Annotated in this window: 16 protein-coding genes and 2 pseudogenes; 7 read left to right on the top strand and 11 right to left on the bottom strand. The window is 63.5% G+C overall.

Annotated features, from left to right (window positions below):
• The first annotated feature begins 89 nt into the window (after nucleotides 1–89).
• Nucleotides 90–2,411, top strand: a complete 2,322-nt coding sequence (locus tag FPK30_RS03010) for a KUP/HAK/KT family potassium transporter (RefSeq protein WP_144085247.1) — start codon at nucleotides 90–92, stop codon at nucleotides 2,409–2,411.
• Between the two features lie 112 nt (nucleotides 2,412–2,523).
• A complete protein-coding gene (gene gndA / locus FPK30_RS03015) occupies nucleotides 2,524–3,990 on the top strand; it encodes an NADP-dependent phosphogluconate dehydrogenase (RefSeq protein ID WP_144085248.1) in 1,467 nt (488 codons plus the stop codon).
• 69 nt (nucleotides 3,991–4,059) lie between these two features.
• Here the strand turns inward: gndA and FPK30_RS03020 are convergent, their stop codons facing one another.
• Complete coding sequence (locus FPK30_RS03020) at nucleotides 4,060–5,094, bottom strand: LacI family DNA-binding transcriptional regulator (RefSeq protein WP_186279349.1); 1,035 nt, start codon at nucleotides 5,092–5,094, stop codon at nucleotides 4,060–4,062.
• 298 nt (nucleotides 5,095–5,392) lie between these two features.
• Between FPK30_RS03020 and FPK30_RS03025 the strand changes: the two are divergent.
• Both FPK30_RS03025 and FPK30_RS03030 read left to right on the top strand, forming a co-directional pair.
• Nucleotides 5,393–5,941: pseudogene (locus FPK30_RS03025) on the top strand (carbohydrate ABC transporter permease); the annotation flags it as partial.
• 128 nt (nucleotides 5,942–6,069) lie between these two features.
• Complete coding sequence (locus tag FPK30_RS03030) at nucleotides 6,070–6,954, top strand: family 43 glycosylhydrolase (RefSeq protein WP_232345831.1); 885 nt, start codon at nucleotides 6,070–6,072, stop codon at nucleotides 6,952–6,954.
• Here FPK30_RS03030 and gnd read toward each other — a convergent pair.
• The 3 genes and pseudogenes from gnd to FPK30_RS03045 form a co-directional block, all read right to left on the bottom strand.
• Nucleotides 6,944–7,855 (bottom strand): annotated as a pseudogene (gene gnd / locus FPK30_RS03035) (phosphogluconate dehydrogenase (NAD(+)-dependent, decarboxylating)); the annotation flags it as partial. The gene FPK30_RS03030 and the pseudogene gnd overlap by 11 nt on opposite strands.
• A gap of 54 nt (nucleotides 7,856–7,909) precedes the next feature.
• Entirely contained in the window at nucleotides 7,910–8,587 is a 678-nt protein-coding gene (locus FPK30_RS03040; RefSeq protein ID WP_101431849.1) for a gluconokinase, read from the bottom strand.
• 36 nt (nucleotides 8,588–8,623) lie between these two features.
• Nucleotides 8,624–10,069 carry a GntP family permease gene (locus FPK30_RS03045; protein ID WP_101431850.1) on the bottom strand — a complete coding sequence of 482 codons (1,446 nt, stop codon included), beginning with the start codon at nucleotides 10,067–10,069 and terminating at the stop codon, nucleotides 8,624–8,626.
• A gap of 232 nt (nucleotides 10,070–10,301) precedes the next feature.
• Between FPK30_RS03045 and FPK30_RS03050 the strand changes: the two genes are divergently transcribed.
• On the top strand, nucleotides 10,302–11,078 hold the full coding sequence (locus tag FPK30_RS03050; protein ID WP_198199088.1) for a FadR/GntR family transcriptional regulator: 777 nt from the start codon (nucleotides 10,302–10,304) through the stop codon (nucleotides 11,076–11,078).
• Nucleotides 11,079–11,107: 29 nt separating this feature from the next.
• On the opposite strand, the gene pgl is transcribed toward FPK30_RS03050, so the two are convergent.
• The 3 genes from pgl to zwf all read right to left on the bottom strand — a co-directional run bounded on the left by pgl (nucleotide 11,108) and on the right by zwf (nucleotide 14,465).
• Entirely contained in the window at nucleotides 11,108–11,899 is a 792-nt protein-coding gene (pgl, locus tag FPK30_RS03055; protein ID WP_144085252.1) for a 6-phosphogluconolactonase, read from the bottom strand.
• Between the two features lie 80 nt (nucleotides 11,900–11,979).
• Nucleotides 11,980–12,987, bottom strand: a complete 1,008-nt coding sequence (locus tag FPK30_RS03060; RefSeq protein WP_144085253.1) for a glucose-6-phosphate dehydrogenase assembly protein OpcA — start codon at nucleotides 12,985–12,987, stop codon at nucleotides 11,980–11,982.
• Nucleotides 12,984–14,465 carry a glucose-6-phosphate dehydrogenase gene (zwf, locus tag FPK30_RS03065; RefSeq protein ID WP_232341936.1) on the bottom strand — a complete coding sequence of 494 codons (1,482 nt, stop codon included), beginning with the start codon at nucleotides 14,463–14,465 and terminating at the stop codon, nucleotides 12,984–12,986. Before zwf ends, FPK30_RS03060 begins: the two co-directional genes overlap by 4 nt.
• A 233-nt stretch (nucleotides 14,466–14,698) precedes the next feature.
• Between zwf and FPK30_RS03070 the strand changes: the two genes are divergently transcribed.
• Nucleotides 14,699–15,364 carry an HD domain-containing protein gene (locus FPK30_RS03070; RefSeq protein ID WP_045923884.1) on the top strand — a complete coding sequence of 222 codons (666 nt, stop codon included), beginning with the start codon at nucleotides 14,699–14,701 and terminating at the stop codon, nucleotides 15,362–15,364.
• Here the strand turns inward: FPK30_RS03070 and FPK30_RS03075 are convergent.
• The 4 genes from FPK30_RS03075 to FPK30_RS03090 form a co-directional block, all read right to left on the bottom strand.
• On the bottom strand, nucleotides 15,343–16,224 hold the full coding sequence (locus tag FPK30_RS03075) for a hypothetical protein (RefSeq protein WP_144085254.1): 882 nt from the start codon (nucleotides 16,222–16,224) through the stop codon (nucleotides 15,343–15,345). The two genes, FPK30_RS03070 and FPK30_RS03075, sit on opposite strands and share 22 nt — an antisense overlap.
• Nucleotides 16,225–16,306: 82 nt before the next feature.
• On the bottom strand, nucleotides 16,307–17,302 hold the full coding sequence (locus tag FPK30_RS03080; RefSeq protein WP_144085255.1) for an ATP-binding cassette domain-containing protein: 996 nt from the start codon (nucleotides 17,300–17,302) through the stop codon (nucleotides 16,307–16,309).
• The gene (locus FPK30_RS03085) at nucleotides 17,299–18,534 is read right to left on the bottom strand and encodes an FtsX-like permease family protein (RefSeq protein ID WP_144085256.1); all 1,236 of its coding nucleotides are present in this window, start codon (nucleotides 18,532–18,534) and stop codon (nucleotides 17,299–17,301) included. Before FPK30_RS03085 ends, FPK30_RS03080 begins: the two co-directional genes overlap by 4 nt.
• Nucleotides 18,535–18,635: 101 nt before the next feature.
• Nucleotides 18,636–20,108 (bottom strand): DHA2 family efflux MFS transporter permease subunit, encoded by a 1,473-nt coding sequence (locus tag FPK30_RS03090; protein ID WP_144085257.1) that lies wholly within the window; start codon nucleotides 20,106–20,108, stop codon nucleotides 18,636–18,638.
• Nucleotides 20,109–20,268: 160 nt separating this feature from the next.
• On the opposite strand from FPK30_RS03090, the gene FPK30_RS03095 reads away from it, so the two are divergent.
• Nucleotides 20,269–23,763, top strand: coding sequence for an SNF2-related protein (locus FPK30_RS03095; protein ID WP_144085258.1), 3,495 nt, complete (start codon nucleotides 20,269–20,271; stop codon nucleotides 23,761–23,763).
• Nucleotides 23,764–23,818 lie beyond the last annotated feature (55 nt).

Here is a 23,818-nt window from a genome sequence, read left to right on the forward strand (position 1 = left end):
TGCTACGGTTGTCGTCGCACGTGTGCGCAAACAGCAACATACGGCACCCGGAAGTAGATGAGTGAAGGCTTTGGCCGATGGAGGGCTCTATGGCGGATGAGCGGCATGAGTTGGCGGCTCAGGATGATGGCAGGGGCGCTGACGAACCACCCCGGTTATCCGGTGAAAAAAGGGCGAAGCCGACGACGGCCCGTCGCAAGGGTCAGCCGACGAAAGAATCGATACTTCCTCAGGAGAGCTTCACCAAGGCTCCCAAGATCTCGGCCAAGTCCCGCACCCGGGAGGAGGAGAACGAGCTCAAGCGGGTCCGGCGCGAGGCCCAGCGGGCGGCCCAGCGTCGCCGCACCCCGCCAAAGGGCCCTCTGGGCCGCTGGTGGCGGCGGGTGCAGTCTTCGCCAGACAGGATCAGCCTGGGCATGTGCATTGTGGCCTTGGGCGTGGTCTACGGCGACATCGGCACCTCACCCTTGTATACCATGCAGGCCTTCGTGGCAGGGCAGGGCGGCATGGCCCGTGTGGACAGGGCGGCCGTGCTGGGCATGCTCTCCCTGGTTTTCTGGTCCATCACGCTGATCACCACGGTCAAGTACGTGCTGGTGGCCATGCGGATCGACAACAAGGGCGAGGGCGGCATCTTCGCCCTGTACACCCTGGTCCGGCACTATGGCAAATGGCTGGCCATCCCGGCCATGGTCGGCGGCGCGGCCTTCCTGGCTGATTCGGTGCTGACTCCTGCGGTCTCCATATCCTCGGCAGTCGAAGGACTCAAGACCATCCCCGTCCTGACTCCGATCTTCCGTGAAAACGGGAACCTAACCATGGTCATCACCTTCGTGATCATCCTGATCCTGTTTGCGGTCCAGTCGCGCGGAACCGAGCGGATCGGCAAGGTCTTCGGCAGCGTGGTCATGGTCTGGTTCGCCTTCCTGGCCCTGATCGGCATCTACTGCATCGGCAATGACTGGTCCATCTTTGAGGCCCTGAACCCGGTCTACGGGATTCGCTTCCTCTTCAGCCCGCAGAACCCGGTGGGCCTGACCATCATGGGCACGGTTTTCCTGTCGACTACGGGAGCCGAGGCCCTTTACTCCGACATGGGCCATGTGGGCCGTGGCAACATCTACGCCACCTGGCCCTTCATCAACATCGCTCTGGTCTTCAACTACTTCGGCCAGGGGGCCTGGATCCTGCGCAATCGCGACAATAAGGCCCTGCAGGGTGTGGATGGGCTCAACCCCTTCTTCCAGATGATGCCTACCACCGTGCGGTACGTGGCGGTGATCCTGTCGGTGACCGCTGGCGTCATCGCCTCGCAGGCCCTGATCACGGGTGCCTTCACCATGGTCTCGGAGGCCACCGGCCTCAACTGGATGCCCCATCTTCAGGTGCGCTACCCGGCGCGCACCCGCGGCCAGCTCTACATCCCCACCATCAACTGGGTCCTGTGCGTAGCTACGCTGACGGTGCTGGCCATCTTCAAGGATTCCGAGCACATCTCGGCCGCTTACGGACTGGCCCTGACTGTGACCATGATCACCACCACCGTTCTGCTGGCCGACTACATCTGGCACGACGGCAAGCGCGTGTTCTCTCTGCTCTTCGCCTTGGTCTTCCTGGCCATTCAAATCCTCTTCTTCATGGCCTCCATGGCCAAGTTCATGCACGGCGGCTGGTTCACCATGCTGCTGACCGCGGCCATCCTCTACATCATGTACACCTGGGATGTGGGCACCAAGGTGGAGCGCTCACAACGCCGGCATATGACGGCCAAGGAGTGCCTGCCCGCCCTGGAGATGCTCCACAACGACTTTCGCGTTCCTTATTATGCAGACAACCTGGTTTATCTGACCTCGGACGCGGAGATGCGGCGGCTGGACACCGACATCTTCTTCTCCATCTTCGCCAACCGGCCCAAGCGGGCCCGCGCCTGGTGGGCCGTCTCGGTCCAGACCACTGATGCCCCCTACACCCGCAAGTACTCGGTGGAGAACTTCGGTACCAACTACCTCTTCCGCGTGCGCATGAGATTGGGCTTCAAGGTGGATCAGAATGTGGCCACCTACCTGCACCAGATCATGCACGAGCTGATCGACAGCGGCGAGCTGCCCAAGCAGCCCTCCATCTACCCCAAGGTGGACGAGGACCCGCAGATCGGCACAGTCACCTATGTGCTGGTTCATAAGGCTCTGATGCCCGAGTCCAAGATCGACTCCCGCGGCGCCTTCTCGCTGAAGGTCAAGTACGCCATCCGCAAGGTGGCGGGCTCGCCGATCAAGTGGTTCGGCCTGGCTCCCTACAACCCCATTGTGGAGGTGCAGCCCCTGTTCGTCTCCACCAGGGCGGTTCCCAAGCTGACGCGCGTGGTTCTGCCCTCCCGCAAGATCAAGGGCGGCAAGCACCACAAGGGCTGAATGAGTGGAATCTCACCCCGGGGAGCTTGGCCCAAATCGAGTCCGGGCCATAGAATTGACGGCATGGAACCTGGTGCCCGGCCTTTCCGGGCTACCGTCGAAAGGTGATGTGATGACACAAGCTCAAGCCAATATCGGAGTCGTGGGTCTGGCCGCCATGGGTGCCAGCCTGTCCAGGAACCTGGCACGGCACGGCAATACCGTAGCGGTCTACAACCGCCACTATTCGCGCACCGAGACCCTGATCCACGATCATGGCCAGGAGGGCCGGTTCGTCCCGGCCAAGACCCTGCAGGAGTTCGTGGCCTCGCTGACCAAGCCCCGCACGGCCATCATCATGGTCAAGGCCGGGGATCCCACCGACCAGATGATCGATGACCTGGCCGACCTGATGGAGCCCGGTGACATCATCGTCGATGCCGGCAATGCCTACTTCAAGGACACCATCCGCCGGGAGAAGGCCATCAGGGCCCGCGGGCTGCACTTCGTGGGCTGCGGTGTCTCAGGTGGCGAGCAGGGCGCCCTCCTGGGGCCCTCCATGATGCCCGGCGGGACCGATGAGTCCTGGAAGACCCTGGGGCCCATCCTGGAGTCCATCGCCGCCAAGGTCGATGGCGAGCCCTGCGTCACCCATATCGGCACCGACGGTGCGGGCCACTTCGTCAAGATGGTCCACAACGGCATCGAGTACGCCGACATGCAGGTGATCGCCGAGTCCTATGACCTGATGCGCCGGGGCCTGGGCATGGAGCCTGAGGCCATCGCCCAGGTCTTCGAAGAGTGGAACCAGGGGGATCTGAACTCCTATCTGGTGCAGATCACCGCTGAGGTGCTCCATCACACCGATGCCGCCACCGGCAAGCCCTTCATCGACATCGTCACCGACCAGGCCGGCATGAAGGGCACCGGCACCTGGACCGTGCAGACCGCCTTGGATCTGGCCGTGCCCGTGACCGGCATCGGCGAGGCCGTCTTCGCCAGGGGACTGTCCTCCTCGCCCGAGCTGCGCAGCCAGGCGGCCCAGGAGGATCTGAAGGGGCCGCAGCCCAAGGCCGTCATGGCCGACCTGGCCACCGACCCTGAGGCTCGCAAGTCCTTCATCGAGGACATCCGCCAGGCGCTTTATGCCTCCAAGATCGTGGCCTATGCCCAGGGGTTCAACGAGATGCAGGAGGGCGCCCAGGTCTACGGCTGGAAGCTGGACATGGGTGCCATCGCCCGCATCTGGCGCGGCGGCTGCATCATTCGGGCCAAGTTCCTGAACCGGATCTCCGATGCCTACGCCGCTGGCCGTGAGCCGGGCTCCCTGCTCTTCGACCCCTTCTTCAAGCAGGCGGTCGAGCAGGCCCAGGATTCCTGGCGGCGTGTGGTGGCCCGCGCCACCCAGGCCGGCATCCCCATCCCTGTCTTCGCCAGCTCCCTGTCCTATTACGACGGGCTGCGTTCCGATCGGCTTCCCGCCGCCCTGATTCAGGGCCAGCGTGACCTCTTCGGTGCCCACACCTATGGGCGTGTGGATCAGCCAGGTGCCTTCCACACCCTCTGGGCCGAGGACAAGTCCGAGATCAAGCAGGACTGAGCTTCTCGCCAGAATCGCAAGGGTCCGCACAGCCGCTAAATCGGCAGCGCGGACCCTTTTGTCAACCTGTCAACGGATCTTGGCTGTGGATTCCCGGACCACCAGCCGGCAGGCTGCAGTCGTCCGAGTGGGAGGACGATTATCGTCGTCGCCCTGCAGACGGGCCAGGAGGGCATCCACCGCCTTGCGGGCCAGATCCTCCTTGTCGGTGCTGATGGTGGTCAGCGAGGGTATGTAGAACGCTCCTTCCTGGATGCCGTCGAATCCCACGACGGCCAGGTCCCGAGGGACCTCCACGCCGCATTCGTGCAGTCCTCGAATCAGGCTCAGGGCCAGGGAGTCGGTCATGCAGAAGACGCCATCAAAGGGCAGGTCGGACGTGTCCGCCAGATGATGGCCCAGGTCGCGGGCCATTTCCCCGTCCCAGCGATCCAGAGGAAGGAAGTCTTGGGGACGGGCCTTGATTCCGGCGGCCTTCAGAGCCTTCAGACAGCCGGCTACCCTGCGGCCGCGGACCGCGTGCCGCTGGGCCGGATCGGTGCTGGCCGTCATGTCGGCACCCACCACGCCTATTCGCCGGCATCCGCAGTCCAGCAGGTGCTGCACAGCCATGGCAGCTCCCTCGGTGCTGGCCGTCATGACCGAATCGAAGACCGGCTCGGCTGAGGGGTCGTCCAGCAGGACCAGAGGCTTGCCGTCGGCCAGCTCCTGCATCTCTTCGTTGGTAATGCTGCCTGGACTGAAGATGGTGCCGTCGCAGAGCTGGCTGGTCACATGCCGCAGGATGGAGATCTCGTCCTGCTTGGAGTTGGAGGTCTGCTGGATGATGGCTTGCATGCCGTGGGCGTTGATCTGCTGTGAGATAGCGGCACTCATCTGCGCAGGGTAGGGCTTGTCCAGCTCGAAGATGGCCACGCCGATGATGCCGCTCTTACCTGAGCGCAGGCTTCTGGCTGACAGGTTGGCCGAATAGCGGAGCTTGCGGGCGGCAAGCAGGACTCTGCGCCTGGTGTCATCCGCTATGCGTGTATCGCCTCGAAGGGCATAGGAGGCAGTGGCCCGAGAGACCTGCGCCTCCTTGGCTACATCGCTCATCGTCACCATCTCGCACCTTTCCCGGGGTTTAGCCATTATCTTAGGCACGCGGGGTGCCTTAGCAGAATGTGATTGACACGATTCAATCAACGTGCTATACCATATTGTGACAGCAATTGAATCGTGTCAATTCCCGGGTCTCGATGTTGAACAGCCCGGACGGATGTTCAGAGGATTGATTGCAAGGAGGAGTCATGAAGCTGAAGCGAGCATGGAAGGGCATAGCTGCGGCGCTGGGGGTCGGCATAGTGATATCGGCCATGGGTGCCTGCGGGGCTGGTGGCGCTGACGGGTCCAAGACCACGCTGGGATGATCCTGTGCAAGTCGATCTTCACCTCGGTCATCGGGGTGATCCTCATGATCGCCTTCGTTATTCCCACCCAGTCCACCCTGATCCCCCTCTACCGGATGGAGTCCAGCGTGGGGCTGGTCAACACGCTCCTGGGCCTGATCATCATGTACCTGGGCGGGGCAGTCTTCTGCTACTTCCTGATCGTGGGCTACATGCAATCCCTGCCCTTCGAGGTCATCGAGGCCGCCAGGATCGACGGGGCCGGTCCCTTAAGGATCTTCTGGAGCATCGTGCTGCCCCTGATCAGGCCCATCCTGACCACAGTGGTGGTCTTCCAGACCATGTCGACCTGGAACGACTTCATGACCGCCAACGTCTTCATCAGCAGCTCCAGCCTGCGCACCATCGTCCTGCAGGTCTACAACGCAGTTGGCCAGTTCACCACTGATTGGCCCAGCTTCATGACCATCACGGTCCTGGCTCTGATCCCGGTCTTCGTCTTCTTCATCTTCTGCCAGAAGTGGATCGTCTCCGGGCTGGTTGCCGGAGCAGTCAAGGGGTAAGGCGACCAGTCGGAAGGTCGCAGTCAATGGCGGCGGTCGGAGGTTCCGGCCGCCGCACTCGTAAGGAATCGGAGTCACAGTCCATGGAGGAATTCGCAAGCGCACATCAAAGATCGAAGAGGACGAGTTTGGCGAGCAACCCCCTGCATCGCTACTGCGCGGACCCGGATCTGGTCATGATCGGGGACCGCTGGTACCTGTACTGCACCGAGGACGGTCTGCCTGAATGGTCCTCGCACGCCTTCTATGTCTATGAATCCGGGGACCTTTGCCACTGGAGCCGCAGAAAAATCCTGGACTTGGACCAGGTTCCCTGGTGGCATGGGGGACAGGGTGCCTGGGCTCCCTGCCTGCTGGTGCGCCAGGGACGCTGCATCCTGTATTTTGTGGCCGACGGGCAGATTGGCCAGGCTGTCGCTCCTGGGCCGACTGGACCCTTCCGGGCGGCCCAGGAGCCATTTATCGCCCGGGGGGACTACGACTGCCTGCCCATCGATCCCTCGGTCTTTGTGGATGACGACGATGTGCCCTATCTGCTCTGGGGCAATGGCCGTGCCTACATGGGGCGGCTGAGCCCGGACGGCCTGCGTCTGGAAGAGGGTTCGGTGCGCTCCGCTGTGCCCGACAACTTCCGCGAGGCCGTCACCATCTGCCGACGGGCAGACACCTACTATGCCTCATGGTCGGAGAACGACACCAGGGATCCGAGCTACCGGATCCGCTGGTCCAGTGCGCCATCGCTGGACGGGCCCTGGACCGAGCCCCAGGTCTTGATCCAGGCTGATCATGCCAAGGGGATCCTGGCCACGGGACACCACTGCATCACCCGTGTGCCGGGCGGGGACGACTGGATTGTGGCCTACCACAGGTTCGCCAGGGACGGTCGGGGCGACGGCTGCCATCGCGAAATCGTCTTCGCTCCCTTGGATTTCGACGACGACGGCGCCATGGTCCAGGTTCGTCCGCAGGTGGGATCCTACTGGTACCCGGCTCGGGATCTGGTCACTCCCTGACGATGGGGTGGCCGCCGAAGGCGCTGCGCAGGGCGGACACCACCTTCATGGTCATGGGGTCCTCGATCTTGGAGGACTGGCGGGCGTAGAGGGCCGAGGTGATGGCCGGTGTAGGCACACCCAACTCCAGGGCATCCGCAATCATCCACTTGGTCTCGCCGGTCTCATCGGCCTTGCCGGCGATTCCGCTCAGGTGGGGGTCCTCCTTCAGGGCCTGGGCCAGCAGGTCCAGCAACCAGGACTGGATGACCGAACCCTTGCGCCAGGACTCCACCACTTCGCCCGGCTCCTTGATCAGGTCGGAGGCCTCCAGGACCGCATACCCCTCGGCCAGGGCCTGCATCATCCCGTACTCGATGCCGTTATGAACCATCTTGGCATAGTGACCCGCGCCGGTTCCTCCCGCGTGGACCAGACCGTAGTCGCCCTCGGGCTTCAGAGTGTCCAGAATGGGCTGAATCCGAGCCACGTCCTGATCCGAGCCGCCGACCATCAGGGCGTAGCCCTTTTCCTTGCCCCAGATGCCGTTGGAGGTGCCCACGTCCACCAGGCCTATGCCCTTGGCGGCCAGGGCTTGGGCGTGCTCCTGGTCCTGGGTGAAGCGGGTGTTGCCCCCGTCCACGACCAGGTCGCCGCGCTCCATTAGATCGCCCAGCTGATCGAGCGTGGACTCGATGGGCTTGCCGGCCGGGACCATGACCCAGATCACTCGTGGTGCCTGGAGGGCCTGGACCAGGGCTTGCAGGCTGTCGACATCCCTGCCCGAGTCCGGCGCGATGTCGTAGCCGACCACCTGGTGGCCACCGGTGCGCAGGCGGTCTGCCATGTTCTTGCCCATGCGTCCCAGGCCGATCATGCCAATCTTCATAGTGTCAGTTCCTCTCCCTTGACTGCAACAGTGTGAAGTTGACCGCGTAGGTTGGTGGTCGGCCGCGGTCGGGCCGAATTGTCGATGCTACTGGCGGGCTGCCTGCCGGGCGCGCTCGGCCTGAACCTGAGCGGTGTGCGCCTTGACGTCGCACTGCAGCCCCAGGGTGTCGATGACCTCCTCGGCCTCGATCTCGGGAGCCATGCGCAGACCCACGTCAATAGTCAGGTGGACCTCGTCCGGTCCCAGGGGCTCCAGGTCATCGAACTGGGAGCGCAGCATCTGTGGCTTCATGAAGTGGCCCTTCCGCTTGGAGAGCCGTTCCATGATGGAGTCGTAGTCCCCGCTCAGGTGAATGAAGACCACGCCCGGCATCCGCAGCCGGTCACGATAGATCCGCTTCAGGGCCGAGCAGGTGACGGTTCCGGGCACTCCTCGCCGCATATGGTCCTCGATCCACTCATGGATGCTGTCCAGCCAGGGCCACCGGTCTTCGTCGTTCAGGGGGATGCCGCGGGCCATCTTGTCGATGTTGGCCTGGGGGTGGAAGTCGTCGGCCTCGGCCATGTCCCAGCCCAGCTTGTTGCCCAGGTGCTCGTTCATGGTGGTCTTGCCGCAGCCGGCGACTCCCATGATGACCAGAACGGGGGTGCGGCCTTGGAAGTAGTCCGGGGGAACCGTATTGTCCACTGCCGAGGGGACCTGGGGCTCCGGGTGATCTTCTGCGCTCAGCGCGTCGGAATTCTTTGACGATGTGTCGACCATGTGTAACCTTTCTGAAAAGTAATCTGACAATGGCGCTCAGGCGGTGATGGGCACAAAGATGCTGGCGATCATGACCAGGACCAGAACCACTACCGACAGCAGGCATTCCAGAACCGACCAGGTCTTCAGAGTCTCGCCAACGCTCAGGCCGAAGTACTCCTTGATCAGCCAGAAGCCTGCGTCGTTGAGGTGGGAGAGGAAGATGGAGCCGGCGCCGATGGCGATGACCAGGAGCGTAGTGGCCGTGGAGCCGGCATGCATCATGGTCATGGCGTTGCTGAGGATGCCGGCCGTGGTCAGGATGGAGACGGTGGCCGAGCCTGTGGCGATGCGCACGAAGACGGCGATGACCCAGCCCAGCAGGAAGATGGAGATGTTGGAGTGCTCCACAAAGGTGCCGATGATCTTGCCGATGCCGGTGGAGACCAGTACGCCCTTGAAGCCGCCGCCTGCGCCCACGATCAGCAGGATGCCTGCCACAGCGGGCAGCGAGGCTCCCAGGGAGTCATTGACGGTCTTCCAGGAGATGCCCGAGGCGGCCTTGAGGACCAGCATGGAGACAATCAGTGCTATGGCCAGGGCCATGACCGGGTTGCCGATGAAGTTGATGGTCTGGGCCAGGCCGTCCGTGCGATCCTTGAAGCCGGGAATGGCGATCTCGAAGATGGAGGTCAGCAGCATGAGGACTGCCGGCAGCAGGATGCAGCAGACCGAGATGGCGAAGGAGGGCAGTCGGGTCTCCTCCTTGCCCGCCTGCTCGCTCTTGGCCACAAAGTCGGTCGGTGCCTGGATGGGCACCCAGCGGGAGGCCAGCCGGGAGAAGCCCGGGCCCACGACGACCAGGGTGATCAGGGCGAAGGGGATGCCGAACATCATGGTCAGGCCCACATTGCCGGTCTGCTTGAACTGGCTTAAAGCGGCCAAGGGGCCAGGGTGAGGGGGCACGCAGGCGTGCATGATGGACAGGCCTGCCAGGGTGGGGATGGCCACCCGCATCAGCGGGAGCTTGGTACGGCGGGCCACCAGAATGATGACCGGGACCAGGATGACCAGGCCAACCTCGAAGAACATGGGCAGGCCGATCAGGGCGCCGATCAGGGCCATGATCCAAGGGATGGTGGCGGGCTTGGACTTGGCGACCAGGGTGTTGACCACCTGGTCGGTGGCTCCGGTGTCCATGAGGACCTTGCCGATCATGGCTCCCAGGCCAATCAGAATGCCCACGGAGCCCATGGTGGAGCCGAACTCGCCGGTGAAGCTGGTCAGGGTGGCCACGGGACCATAGCCGGAACCGATGCCGACCACCAGGGCGGCACCCAGCAGGGAGACAAAGGGATGAAGCTTAACGACAGTGACTAGGAAAATGAGCACCGCCAGGCTGAGCACCAGACTGATGCCCAATTGGGTGGTGTTCAGGGAAACGGCCTGACTCGCCGCCAGGGTCAGGTACCCGCCGGCTGTCGGCTGCGACGCTAAAAGCATGGCTGCCTCTTCTCTGAGGATGCGAACCGTTCGGCCTGAGCAGCTTTCCGGCCCTTATTTTTGCATTACGTAATATCGACAGCGTGATATTACGTATGCCTTAACAGACCATATCTTACACGCACCTGGGACGGTTTGGAAGTTGAGATGCCAAGAGTTGGATTCAATTTCGGCTGGCTCGCTCATCCTTCTGAACCGTTTGAAAATGAGCCCGGTTGCTAGAGTGGCGTTTGTGGAAAGATCAAGGACACCTGATGACGGAACGGCTGCAGAAGGCACCCTGCATGACCGGCTCCTGGACCAGTGGGGGGCGGCCATCGTCGATGGCGCCATCGCCCCGGGCGACCGGCTGCCCGTTCCGGATCTGGATAGCCAGAGGCCTTCGCGCACGGTGACCAGGGAGGTCACCAGGGTTCTTGAAGCCATGGGTCTGGTCACCGTCAAACGCAAGGTCGGTGCCACGGTCAACCCCCGTCGGCTCTGGAATATCTATGATCCGCGGGTGATCGAGTGGAGGCTGCGCGGACCTGGCCGGGGGCGGACCCTGCATGAGCTGTCCGAGCTCAGGGCATGCGTGGAGCCCATGGCTGCCCAGCTGGCGGCCAGCCACGCTGATCAGGATCACTGGGCGAAGCTGACGCGGGCCGCCATTGACATGGTGGCCAACGCTGACCGGGCCGACGGGCCGGACTATCTTCGGGCTGACGAAACCTTCCATCGAACCCTGCTTGAGGCATCGGGCAACGCTATGTTCGCGGCCCTGGGCGATGTGATTGCTTCAGTGCTGTCTGGGCGGACCCGGCATGAGCTTATGCCCAGGAAGGCTGATGAGAAGGCGCTGCGGCTGCACGGGGACGTGGCTGCGCTGATACGGCGGGGCGATGCAGAGGGTGCCCGCCACGCCATGGATTGGATCGTCGACGAATCCGATCGGGCTATCGAACAAATGACTAGAAAAGACTCCGAAAGCTCCGTCCGTACTGCGGATGAGGAATCTTCGGATTCCTGAAATCTGTAGAGGCTCTTGTTGCTGAAGGCTCAGCGCAGTTTCGAGGCGGCATCAGCGTCCAGGAGCCAGAGGGTCTCCAGGGTGCCCCTGGCATACGAGGAGGGGACATGGGGGTCGTCTGTGGTTCCCAGGGCTGCAGCCACGGCCGAAGCCTTTTCAGTGGTTGAGGTGAAGAGCCAGACCTTGGGGGTCCGGCGGATGAATGGCGTGGTCATGGTGACCCTGAGCGGCGGCAGCTTGGGGGAGTTGCTGACGCCCGTCACCAGCAAATCATCGTCCTGTAGCTTGACCTCGGAGCGGTCGGGGAAGAGGGAGGCATAGTGGCCGTCGGGGCCCACGCCGAAGATGGCTAGATCCATGTGTCCATCAGGGCCGAGCTGGTCGATGATCTCCTGCTGATAGGTGGCTGCCGCCTGGGTCAGAGCCCGTTCGTTCTCCTCCTGGTCGGCGGCTTCAACTTGAGCTGGGCTGCGGGTATCCACGGGCATGGGATGCACGTTGGCCTGGGGCAGCAGCCCCTGGTCGATCAGCGAGCCATACCAGGCTCGCCGTGCCTGTTCGTCGTTGCGGTCCGGGTCTTCCAGTCCCACGAACCGCTCATCACTCCACCAGAGGTGGACCCGGCTCCAGTCCACGCTCTGGCTCAGGGGATCGGCACCCATCAGGGCATAGACATCCGCCGCGTCCCGGCCGCCGGTCAACGCCAGGTCGGCCCGATCCTGACGGGCCAGGAGGTCGCCCAGCTCCAGCAGGATCCGGGCTGCGGTGGCTTGATTGAGCAGCTTGGTTGTGGCATAAGTCACGACACGACGATCGGTCATCTGATCCTCCTTGCATGCAGGTGAAGCTGGCCTCAGCCTACACCCAGACGTTTGCATATGAATTGAGTCACTGCAGAGGTCTACTGGTGGTCAACCATTTCCCAGCCGGTGTGGATGACATCCTGATAGACCTCGTCAGGATCCAGTCGACCCAGTTCCTCGCTCATGCAGTCCACGGCAGAGCGCAGGGGCATGGAGATGGTCTGCGAGGCCTGACCGGGCTGGTTGATCCGGGCCTGGTCGTCATGGTGGCGCTCCATGCTCATGACCCCGTCCGGACGTTCGAAGTAGACGCCGGTGACCGCCTGAGCCTGCGGGTCGCGTTCGACTGTGACCGGCACCTTTAGCTTCAGGGCCAGCCAGGAGGCCAGCAGCTCCAACGGCAGGTAGTGGGCTTGGCCGGTTACCCTGACCGAACGGATGGGCAGGTGGGGCGGCTGCTGCACCATGGAGGTCAGCAGCGCTCGCCAGATGGTGATCCTGGTCCAGGACAGGTCCACGTCCTCAGCGTGCGAATGGGCCAGCAGCCCGGCGAAGGTGGCCTGGCGATCGTCGGCCTCCATGGCATCGGTGATTCTGCTGGCGGCCATGGTCCCGATGGGATCCTGCGAGGGATCCAGGGGCGGATTGGTGGGCCACCAGACTACCAGAGGCGCATCCGGCACCAGGAGGGGAATGACCAGAGCGTCGGAATGGTCCAGCAGGGCTGCCACTGGTCGCAGGACCACCACTTCGCCGGCACCAGCATCCGAGCCGAAGCGTATTTCGGCATCCAGCGTGCGATCCCCGTTGTGGTCGGTGTTCTTGTAGGAGACGCAGTCATCAGAGGTCTGTGCTGCAGCGGTCCTCTGGTCCGCATCCTGCCCGGCCTGATGGTCTTCGGCATCGGTCACTATGGCGATGACCCGGCAGGGATGTTCGCGGCTTGCGGCGTTTATGGTCTCCAGGGCTGTCTCCAGATGGGCCTGCTCGGTGATGATGACCAGGGTCAGCACCCGTCCCTGGGCGGCCTCCCCGCGTTCAACGTGGAGTTCGTCGATCTCCCGGGCGATGGCGGAGGTAGTGGTGTTGTTCAGTCTGACGATCATGGCATCCTCCAGTGGTATCCGTCGCGGGCCAGCATCAGATCAGCCTCCCGCGGACCCCAGGTGCCGGCGCGGTAGGGCTGGGGCTGGCCCTGTCCGGCCCAGAACTCCTCGATGGGGTCCAGGATCTTCCAGGAGAGATTAACCTCCTCGGTGGTGGGGAAGAGGGGCGGGTCTCCCAGGAGCACGTCCAGGATCAGCCGCTCGTAGGCCTCGGGGGAGGCCTCGGTGAAGGAACGCCCGTAGGAGAAGTCCATGTTGACGTCGCGCACCTCCATGGCCGAGCCAGGGGTCTTGGCCCCGAAACGCATGGTCACGCCCTCGTCGGGCTGTACGCGGATGACTACGGCGTTGGCGCCCAGTTCCCGGGTGGCTGTGGCCTCGAAGGGCAGGTGGGGGGCACGCTTGAAGACGATGGCGATCTCGCTGACCCGCTTGCCCAGGCGCTTGCCCGTACGCAGGTAGAAGGGGACGCCGGCCCAGCGGCGGGTGTCCACATCCAGCCTGATGGCCGCATAGGTCTCGGTGGTGGAGGAGGGGTCGATCCCGTCCTCGTCCAGGTAGCCGACCACATGCTGGGAGCCCTGCCAGCCTGCTGTGTACTGGCCTCGGGCGGTGTGGGCCGCCAGATCCTTGGGAATGCGGACCGCGGAAAGGATCTTGGTCTTCTCGGCCGTCAGATCCGACGCCGAGAAGGAGACCGGCTCCTCCATGGCTGTCAGGGCCATCAGCTGCAGGAGGTGGTTCTGGATGACGTCCCGGGCTGCTCCGATTCCGTCGTAGTAGCCGGCCCTGCCGCCAATGCCCATGTCCTCGGCCATGGTGATCTGCACGTGGGAGACGTAGTTGGAGTTCCAGACCGGCTCGAACATCATGTTGGCGAAGCGCAGGGCCAGGATGTTCTGCACGGTCTCCTTGCCCAGGTAGTGGTCGATGCGGAAGACCGAATCCGGTTCGAAGACCTCGGAGACCACCCGGTCAAGCTCCTTGGCCGAGGCCAGGTCGTGACCGAAGGGCTTCTCGATGATGACGCGGCGCCAGGCCCCTTCCTTGGAGTGGGAAAGCCCCGACTCGGCCAGCTGACGGGCCACCTGGGGGAAGGCCTTGGGCGGCACCGACATGTAGAAGGCATGGTTGCCGCGGGTGCCCCGGACCCGATCCAGCTCCGAGACAGTGGCCGACAGGCGGCGGAAGGCCTCGGCATCGTCGAAGCTGCCCTTGACGAAGCGCATGCCCTGGCTCAGATGCCGCCAAGTGGATTCGTTGAAGGGGGTGCGGCAGTGGGCGCGGACGTTCTCCTCCGCAAAGGCGACGAACTGCTGGTCGCTCCAGTCGCGCCGTCCAAAGCCGATCAGCCCGAAGCTGGCTGGAAGCAGCCCCCGGTTGGCCAGGTCATAAACAGCTGGCAAGAGCTTTTTCTTGGCCAAATCGCCGGTGACGCCGAAAATGACCAATGAGCTGGGGCCCGCGATGCGCGGCATGCGCAGATCGCGCGGGTCCAGCAGGGGGTTGTGCCAGGGCGCCTGTCGGCCGCCGTCCTCGTCTGGAGGAGCGGGCTGGTCGGCGGAGCGCACAAGTGGTGAAGTGTCCATAGTGCTCCTCGTGAAATACTGTGGCTCCTAGTGTACTGTCGGCGGCAGAAGGGCAGGGCCGATTATCCGCTGAAGTGTGCATAAGCGTCGCAAAGGTCACATTTGCGGCAGGAATCCCTAGAATGGTCGGTATGATTCCCAATGTTCCCATGGCCGAGGCCCTGCACCGTCAGTATGCGCCCTCCCAAGCCGCCTATGAACTGATACATACCCACTGCCAGATCATTGCCGCCCTCGCGGTGCGTATGGCCGACCAGGTCAACGAACGCCTGCTGCGTGATGATGATCCTGACGGGGTGCTGCCCGAGCGGCCTCTGGACCGTGACCTGGTCCGCACGGGTGCCTTGCTGCACGACATCGGTACCTACCGGATCCTCAAGGACGATGGTTCCCAGGGCCGCCCTCTGACCTTCCAGGGCGAGCGGTACATCGAACATGGGCTGGAGGGTTACCACTTGCTGCTGGACGCTGGGGTGGACGAGTCGGTGGCCCAGTTCGCCCGCAACCATACCGGGGTGGGGCTGACCCGCCGCCAGGTGGAGGAGGAACATCTGAATCTGCCGCCTGACGACTACCTGCCGGTCAACCCTGAGCAGGAGGTGGTCATGTATGCGGACAAGTTCCACAGCAAGCACCAGCCGCCCATCTTCGTCTCCGAGCCCACTGCCGCCAAGCGCACAGCTAAGTATGGTCCTGACAACCTGGCCCGCTGGAGGCAGCTGGTGGCCCGGTATGGGGTGCCGGATCTGCAGCCCCTGGCCAAGCACTACGGCATGACCATCGTCTGATCCGGCCGACCCGGCCCCCAGGAACTGCGGAAGCGGCCGCCGAATTCGCGCAGCATCCACGGGTCTGGTTGATAGGGGTCGACTGGATCGGTCCGGCAGGTCGCTACGGCTTTTAAGAACGAGACCATGCCCTGCGGCCCGTAAGCGTAAGGGGCTGCGCACCAGACCGGGTTTCCCTCCAGGATGAGAGGCCGATCCGATCCACGGAGGAAGGCCAGATCCACGCTGATCGGAGCAGGCGATCGACCTTTGGCTGCCTGGAGGGCGCAGTTCTCGGCGATCGTTCGATGCCTGGGATCGAAGATGGCGCCGTCGAAGACCGTGGTAATGGCTCGAGAGCCCTCGTCCTCATGCAGGCAGTATCCGCTGGAGGCCGCGATTCGATCCCTGTCGATGATGACCCGCCACTCCTCATGGATATTGGGCAGGTGGGTCTGGATTCGAATCAGCGATTGCGCAGGGGCTGTCCGCAGATGGCTCTGCAGGCCTTCAAGGGTCCGTCGGGCCGCAGGCAGGCCCGATACCCGGCCGGCAGCCAGCTGCGACCAGGGACGTTGTCCCAACCCCGATGGCAGCCGACGCCAGGTCAGGATGGTTGCTGCCGTCACAGTCAGAATCCGGCGTTCGGTCAGGGACTGATCCAGTTCATCCAGCCACATGGTTGGTGGTGCTGACAGGGCCCAAGGGGGACGGCCTTGGGATGCCAGCCAGGCGTTCTGAGCGATCAGCAGCCCTGGGGTAATCCATATGGCTTCCTTGACGCCGACCTCCCGAACAGGTCCGAATCCATGGTGATGGTGCAGGATGACCCTCCCTTGCCGGCGTGGGTCATTGTTGCATGAACCGATTTGGTCGGTCATGACCCGGGGTATCCACTCCTCATGGGTAATGACCGAACAAATCAGTGCAGTGCTGTCCGTCCCCGGTCGGGAAGGCTGGGGCTCAATCGACGATGAATCGGTCGTCGTAAGTGCCCTCGTCCACGGTGTCAGAACCGCCGGAGGTCAGGATGATCACTGCGCAGTCATGACGGCGGGAGACCCGCTTCAGGGTGGCCAGCAGGGTGTCCCAGTCGCTCGGCTCCAGCCCCTCGGTGGGTTCGTCGGCGATGAGCACGTCGCACTCGCAGCACAGGGCACGGGCCACGGAGGCCAAGCGGAAGTCCAAGTGGCCCAGATCAGCGGTCAGCTTGTCCTGCAGGCGCTCCGGGAAGCCCACTTCGTCCAGCAACTGACGGGCCAGATTGTCCTTGGGGCCCAGGAAGGTGCGTCCGCTGGCCTCCATGGTGTAGACAAGATTCTGTACGGCGGTCAGGTCGCGCCTCAGGGCATCGGTGCCGAAGATGGCTCCGATCTGATGGCCGCGATAGTCGGAGGCCAGCAATTGGCGAAGGTCCGTGCCCCGGAAGAGCACGCTGCCCTGGGTAGGAGCGCGCAGACCGGTCATTAGGGCCATCAGAGCGGCCCGTCCGGAAGGCGTAGTGGTCTCCACCGAATAGATGCGGCGGCGCTGGAATTCCAGATCGACATCGTCCAGGATCTGTTCGGGGCGACCCTGGACCTTGCGCGTGTAATCCACATGCTTCAGGGAGAGCACCGGGTAGCCGCCAGGAACCAGAATCCGCTGTTCATCGGTCTCCAGCAGCGGGTCCTCCTCCTGACCGCCGTCGGGATCTTCGGCATTTTCCTGCTCGATGACCACCTTGAAGGCAGCCATCGACACGTCCTCTTCAGAGGAATCATCCTCCTCGGACTGTTCGCCCGTCTGAGAAGCTGCTCCTTCCTCGGATTCGGGCAGCGGTTCGGTGCTGGTGTTCTCGTCGGTTTTGTGCTCAGCATCGGCCGTTGTCTGAGCGGCTTGCTTCTGATCGGTCTGTTTCTGATCAGTCGTTGCCTGGGACTCTTCGTCTGGCTGCTGGTCCGATGTCTTTTCGCTCATGCCTCGTCCTCCAGGTCGTTGGTGTATAGCTGGGCGGTTCTGAAGGCCGCTACCCTGGCGGCTGCTGCCAGAGCGAGGACCAGGCAGACGGCCAGGCCAATCAGGATCATCTTCCAGATCAGACCAGCATGAGGCATGCTGGCCAGGCTCCCCAGCCGGAAGAGCGACCGGCCCAGCGGCCGACTGATCGCGGTTCCCAGCGCCAGGCCCAGCACCAGTCCAGGCAGGGTGAGCAAGAGGGTCTCCAAGGCGAACTGCCAACCCAGCCGAGCCTTGTGGACCCCGATGGTGATGGCCATGCCGATTTCATTGGCACGGCTGCGCAGCATGAGGAACAAGCAGCCCAGCAGAACCAGCCCGCCCAGCAGGCAGACCAGGATAATGGTGGTCCGCGCCTGGTCGGCGGCCTGGTGGACAGGCTCCATCCGCCGCTGGTAGTCCTTCAGGCTGGGGGAGTCGATGTCATATTGTGAGGCCTTGAGCCCGTCCTTGCGCAGCTCCTTGATGAACTTCTGGTAGGTGCTTGGCGAATCCAGGACGAAGGCGACGAGCAGTTCATGGCCAGGGTCTCCAGGTTTGCTGGCTGCGTCCAGCCCCAGCATGGCAAAGGTGGGGTAGGCCGTGTAGATGGCCCGGTTGGCGGCCGGATCCACGGCCTTGCGATAGTGGTAGGTGCCGGAGATGGTCAGCTTGACCTGCTGATCCTGCTGGCGGGGATCCTTGATGGTCAGGGTGTCGCCCACCTTGAGCTTGTTGGCCTGCGCCATTTGCTTGGAGATCAGCACGGTCTGGGTGCCGGAGGCATTCTGGGAGGCGTAGTCCAGCCCCTTGCCCTGATCCACTGCGAAGGGGCCGTGAGGCAGAGTGGGTTCGGCCTCCTTGTCGGAGACCCCCACCAGGGAGTAAGCGCCTGACTGGGGCAGTCCCTCCGGGCTGATGTCGGCGGTCTCATGGAAGTAGGCCTTGTACTGCATGCCGTCCATCTGCAGGCGCTGGGCGTACTTGGAATACTCGTTCCAGCCCAGGGGAGAGGCCTTGGTTCCCTTGCGCGGGCTGATGACGGCATCCACCTGTTGGGATTCGTAGTCTGTGGTGCGTGCCTTGGTGTCAGCCTGGAGCACGGTGGCCGCCGTCGTGGCCAGAGCCGCCACGACCAGGCAGGCCAGAACCATGACCAGGCTCCGCGCCGCATGCCGCCTGATGGTGAACCAGGCGTTCTTGAGAACGAACATGACACCCTTCCTGATAGCGTTCCAGGGATGACCGGGCGGCCCACAATGGCGGGCCTAAAGTCCGGTCGCCGTCCTCCAGTCTAGCCAGGGACGCTCCCAAGCTAGCGGTGCGAACTTGGAGCTTGCTGAATGTCTCGCTCGGTCTCCGGCTGCTCGGCGTGGGAGAAGTTGCGCACCTTGAGGGAGACGGCCAAAGCAGCCAGAATCAGCACCAGGGTGAAGATCAATCCGTGGTGGGTGCCCCTGGTGAAGGCCTGGGCTTTATCAACCCCGGCTGCCTGCCCCTCGCCCATGGCCAGCAGGGAGGTGGTGATGGCCGTGGCCACGGCTCCCACAATCTGTTGCATGGTGTTGATGATGGTGCTTCCGTCGCCGGACTGCGGGCCGCTCAGAGAGTTGAGCGCATAGGTCTGGGCCGGTGACATGGCCAGTGGGCAGCCGATCATCAAAATGATATGGGCAGCCACCACCAGGGCCACAGGGGTGTGCGGACCGGTGAACAGGAGGATGACCGTGCCAAGCAGGGCGACAAGGAATCCGCAGCGGACGGGCATACGAGCCCCGAAGCCGTCGTAGAGCCGGCCGGCGAAGGCCGAGACCAGGGCGTTGATGGCTCCGCCGGGCAGCATGAGGATGCCGGTCATGGCCACAGGCAGGAGCAGCCCTCGCTGCAGGAACTGGGGCAGCAGATACATGGAGGAGAGGATGACTGCGAAGTCCAGCATGACCAGGGTGGCGCCGTAGCGGAAGGCCGGAATGGAGAAGATGCGCAGGTTGAGCACCGGGTGTTCCAGACCCAGCTGACGACGAATATAGAGGACCAGGGCTGCTAGGGCCACGACCAGGATGATCAGGGTGACAGGGGAGAGCCATCCGTACCGGCTGGCCAGGCTGACGCCTGCCACCAGTCCGCCGAAGCCGACAATGGACTCCAGAATAGAGGCCAGGTCGGGACGCTGGTGGGTGATGGTCCCCACATTCTTCAGGAAGCCGACGGCGAAGATCAGAGCCACCACCAGGAAGGGGGTGAAGAACCAGAAGATCCAGTGCCAGGTCAGCTTGCCTAGGATGATCCCGGTCAAGGTCGGGCCGATTGCCGGGGCGAACATGATGACCAGAGCGCACATGCCCATGACCGTGCCCAGACGGGCAGGCGGGAAGATCAGCATAGCCACGGTGAACATGAGCGGCAGGATCAGGCCGGTGCCGATGCCCTGGATCAGCCGTCCCGTCAGAAGGACGGGAAAGGTGGGGGCCAGGGCCGAGACCACCGAGCCCGCCAGGAAGGCGACCAGGCCGAAGATCACGGTCTGCCGGGTGGTGAACCACTTGGAGATCAGGCTGGAGAAGGGCAGGACGATGCCGATGACCAGCATGTACCCTGTGACCAGCCATTGCACGGTGGCGGCGGGGATCTGGAAGCTCTCCATCAGGTTAGGCAGGGCGATATTGAGCGAGGTCTCGCTCAGCATGCCCACGAAAGCCCCGATCATCAGCGCGGCGATGGCCGGCCAGGGATGGGGGACGGCCGGTCGTGACCGGTGAACAGAGGTAGAGGTGGACGTGTTGTGCACGATAATGATCTCCTTCTTCAGACAAACAGCACGCCATCTTAGGGAGGCGGCCATTTTTTCGTAAGTCGGCATGTCTACTCGCTTCGCCGAAGGCGTGCCCCATCGGGATGGAAAAGGTTATGCTCGGGAATGGTCGTCAGCGACCATAAGGAGGGTGCGTGTGGATTGGCATGCAGCGGTCTACGGGTCAAGAGCCGTTGGTTCAGGAGGCCATGGCTTCTATGATCCGGGCGACGACGAGGAGGGGCGGACTTTCGGTGATCCAGACATCATCTCTGATGCCGCTCTGCGTCGATTGGGCGGCAAGGCTTACTTCCGCGCCCACCAACTGCTGGATGACCGCCGCTTTACAGACCTGCGCCTGCGGCACCTGGGAGCTTTGACCGTTCTCAAGGGACGTGTGCCTGCCACCTATCAGCCGGACGGTGACTGCATGGTCCAGGCTCGGCTGGATGAGCAGGCCCATCGGGTCATTGACTCCTCCTGCACCTGCCGGGCCTTTGGGCGCCAGGGTCCTGCCTGCAAGCATGTGGTCGCCCTGATCATGGCCTACAACGAGTCCAGCCAGTCCTTTGCAGGATCGGATGACTGGGCCGGCGACCAGGGTCGGTCCGGTTCCGCCCGGTCGACCTCGGGACCCCTGGCAGCCTACATGCACCGGCAGGAGGGTCGGCGGCGGCAGGCCTTTCGTGACCGCCAGCTGAGCCTGCTCAAGCAGGAGAGCGGACCGGTTGGCGGCCGTCACCTGCCCATCGGCTCGGTCGGGCTTATCCCCGATCTGACCAGTGAGCGCGGCGGCTGGCTGGTCCGTCTGCACATCACCCTGTCCTCCCACGGGGTCGCCTACCTGGTCAAGGACCTTCCGGCCCTGCTGCGCGCCGTGGACCAAGGCGCATTCATGTCTTACGGACGGCGGCTGGCCTTCATCCATTCCCGTGACACCTTTGATGACCGGGCCCAGGCTCTGCTGACCATTCTGGAAAGGGCCGGCGCCATCCGCCGTAGCCTGGCCGAACAGGAGGGGGGCATGCGCCGCCGCCTTGCACGCGCAGGATTGGCGGGGATCCGGCTCAGCGACGACGAGGTGGCGCAGATCCTTGACCTGTTCGTAGACTCTGGACTCACCCTGGACTACACGCCTCCCGAGGACTCCTTCCTGCAGACCATGCCTGCCCCCGTCCTCGACGGCGACCCGGACCCTGGCATCGCGGTCAGCAAGGAGGCGAATGGCTATCGGATCACCCATGCCCTGGCCGTGGAGCGCTTCATCGTAGGCCAGGCCTCCTCCTTCGTTATCGTGCGCCCTTCGCAACCCGGCTTAGGGCTGGATCTGGGGCCTGTCATCCACCGCTGCAGCGCGCGTTTCATGCGTCATCGGGACCTGCTGGAGACCCTCTGCCGCCCTGGCGAGGATCGGGATCTGCATCTGGATGCCGACGATCTGGATCTGTTCGCGCGGACCGTCCTGCCTGACCTGGATCAGGGTGCCCAGGAAGGATCCGGGATCTCCGCCAGTCTGCCTGAGGAGTTGGATGCCAGGCGGCGGCCGCCCTGCAGGATCGAGCTTTACCTGGACAGGGATCGGCAGGGGGTCACCTGCGATCTCAAGGTCCGCTACGGGGACCGTTTTCTGTCCGTCGGCGCTGACCCTGCCTCGGAGGATGAACCCGGCAGGGATCGGGAGAGCGAGTCTTTGGCCCGGCAGACGGTCCGCCGCTATTTCCCCCTGATGGAGGAGGGGTTGGCCCGTATCCCCGAAGAGAACGAGGAGGCCATCCACACCCTGTTGACCCGGGGCCTGCCCGTGCTCAAAGGTCTGGGACGGGTCTTCTCCACCCCGGCCTTCGATGGGCTGAGCGTCGTCTCTCATCCGCAGATCCGCGTAGGTGTGCGGGTGCGTTCCGGACTGGTCGAGATCTCGCCCATCGCCGATGAGGTGCAGCCCGAGGAGGCTGCTGCCATCCTGGCCGACCATCGCCGTCGTCGCCGCTTCCATCGGCTGCGCAACGGGGCCTTCGTCGAGTTGGCTGATTTGAATACGGATGCTGTGGACACCCTGGCCGAAGACCTGGGCATCGACCCGGCTGATCTGGTCAAGGGGCCGGTCCGGGTGCCTGACTTTCAGCTCGGCTACCTGGATGCGCTGGTGCCCGAGCAGGACCGCGATTCCAGCTTCCGCAACTACCTGAAGGAGCGCAAGCCCGATCCTCAGGGGTTCAAGGTCCCCGATGGGCTGCGCGGGCAGCTCAGACCCTATCAGGTCGAAGGGCTGCGTTGGCTATGCACTCTGAGCGACCGCGGATTCGGCGGCATCCTGGCCGACGAGATGGGCCTGGGCAAGACCATACAGATGCTGGCCTACCTGCTCTCCCGTCGGGATCAGGCCAGGAATCGGGGACCTTCGCTGATCGTCTGTCCGGCCTCCTTGGTCTACAACTGGGAGGCCGAGTGCCGCCGCTTTACGCCGGATCTGCGGGTGGGGGTCCTGGCGGGAGGGCGCGGCCAGCGTCAGGCTCTGCTGGATCAGGCCGGGTCCTACGATCTGCTGATTACCTCATACGATCTGCTCAGGCGGGACCTGGACCGGTATCGGAGTCTGCCCTGGTATGCCTTGGTTCTGGATGAGGCCCAGTACATCAAGAACCATGCCACCAAGGCCGCGCGGGCCGTACGAGCTCTGGACAGCCTGCACCGGTTCGCCCTGACCGGCACGCCCATCGAGAACCGGCTTTCCGAGCTTTGGAGCATCTTCGACTTCCTGATGCCTGGGATGCTGGGTCCATACTCGCGGTTCAGGGACCGCTTCGAAATGCCCATACTCAGCGGCGACCAGGATGCCCAGTCCAGGCTCCAGGCTCTGGTGGGTCCCTTCATTCTGCGCCGGCTCAAGTCACAGGTGCTGACGGATCTGCCCGAGAAGATCGAAAACGTGATCAGCGTGCCTCTGCAGGGTCGTCAGCGCAAGCTCTACGCGGCCCTGGAGCAGGAGCTGAGGGCCACCCTCAACAAGGAAAAGGACCAGGAGTACGAGGTTGGCAAAATCCAGGTCCTGGCCCAGTTGACCAGGCTGCGGGAGGTCTGCTGCGATCCGCGTCTGGTCTACCAGGATCAAGGCCGGGATCGGCGCGGCGATTCGGCCAAGCTGGATGCCATTGAGGACCTGGTGGTCTCCTGCCAGGATGCAGGACGCAAGATGCTGATCTTCTCCCAGTTCACCTCCTACCTGGACCTGATAGCCCAACGGCTCCGTCGGCTGGACGTGTCCTACGATCTGATCACCGGCGCCACCTCCAAGAAGCGGCGGCTGGAGCTGGTGGAACAGTTCAACAGGGATGCCACGCCGGTCTTTCTGATCTCCCTGAAGGCCGGCAACACCGGGCTCAACCTGACCGGAGCCTGTGTGGTGGTCCATGCGGACCCCTGGTGGAATGCCGCTGCCCAGGAGCAAGCCAACGACCGCGCCCACCGGATCGGCCAGACCCAGGACGTCAACGTCTACCAGGTCGTAGCCAAGGACACCATCGAGGAACGCATCCTCAACCTGCAGCACAGCAAGAGCGACCTGGCTTCGCGCTTTGTCGATTCGGCCGCATCCACCGGCGCCGCCGGCGTAGCCAGGCTGAGCAGAAAAGACCTCCTGGCCCTTCTGAGCTGATCCCGAACAGCAGCTGATCTATTGGTCAGTGGTCATGAATGCAGCATCACCGCTG

The organism is Bifidobacterium apousia, from assembly GCF_007559275.1.
In the GTDB taxonomy this organism is placed as follows: domain Bacteria; phylum Actinomycetota; class Actinomycetes; order Actinomycetales; family Bifidobacteriaceae; genus Bombiscardovia; species Bombiscardovia apousia.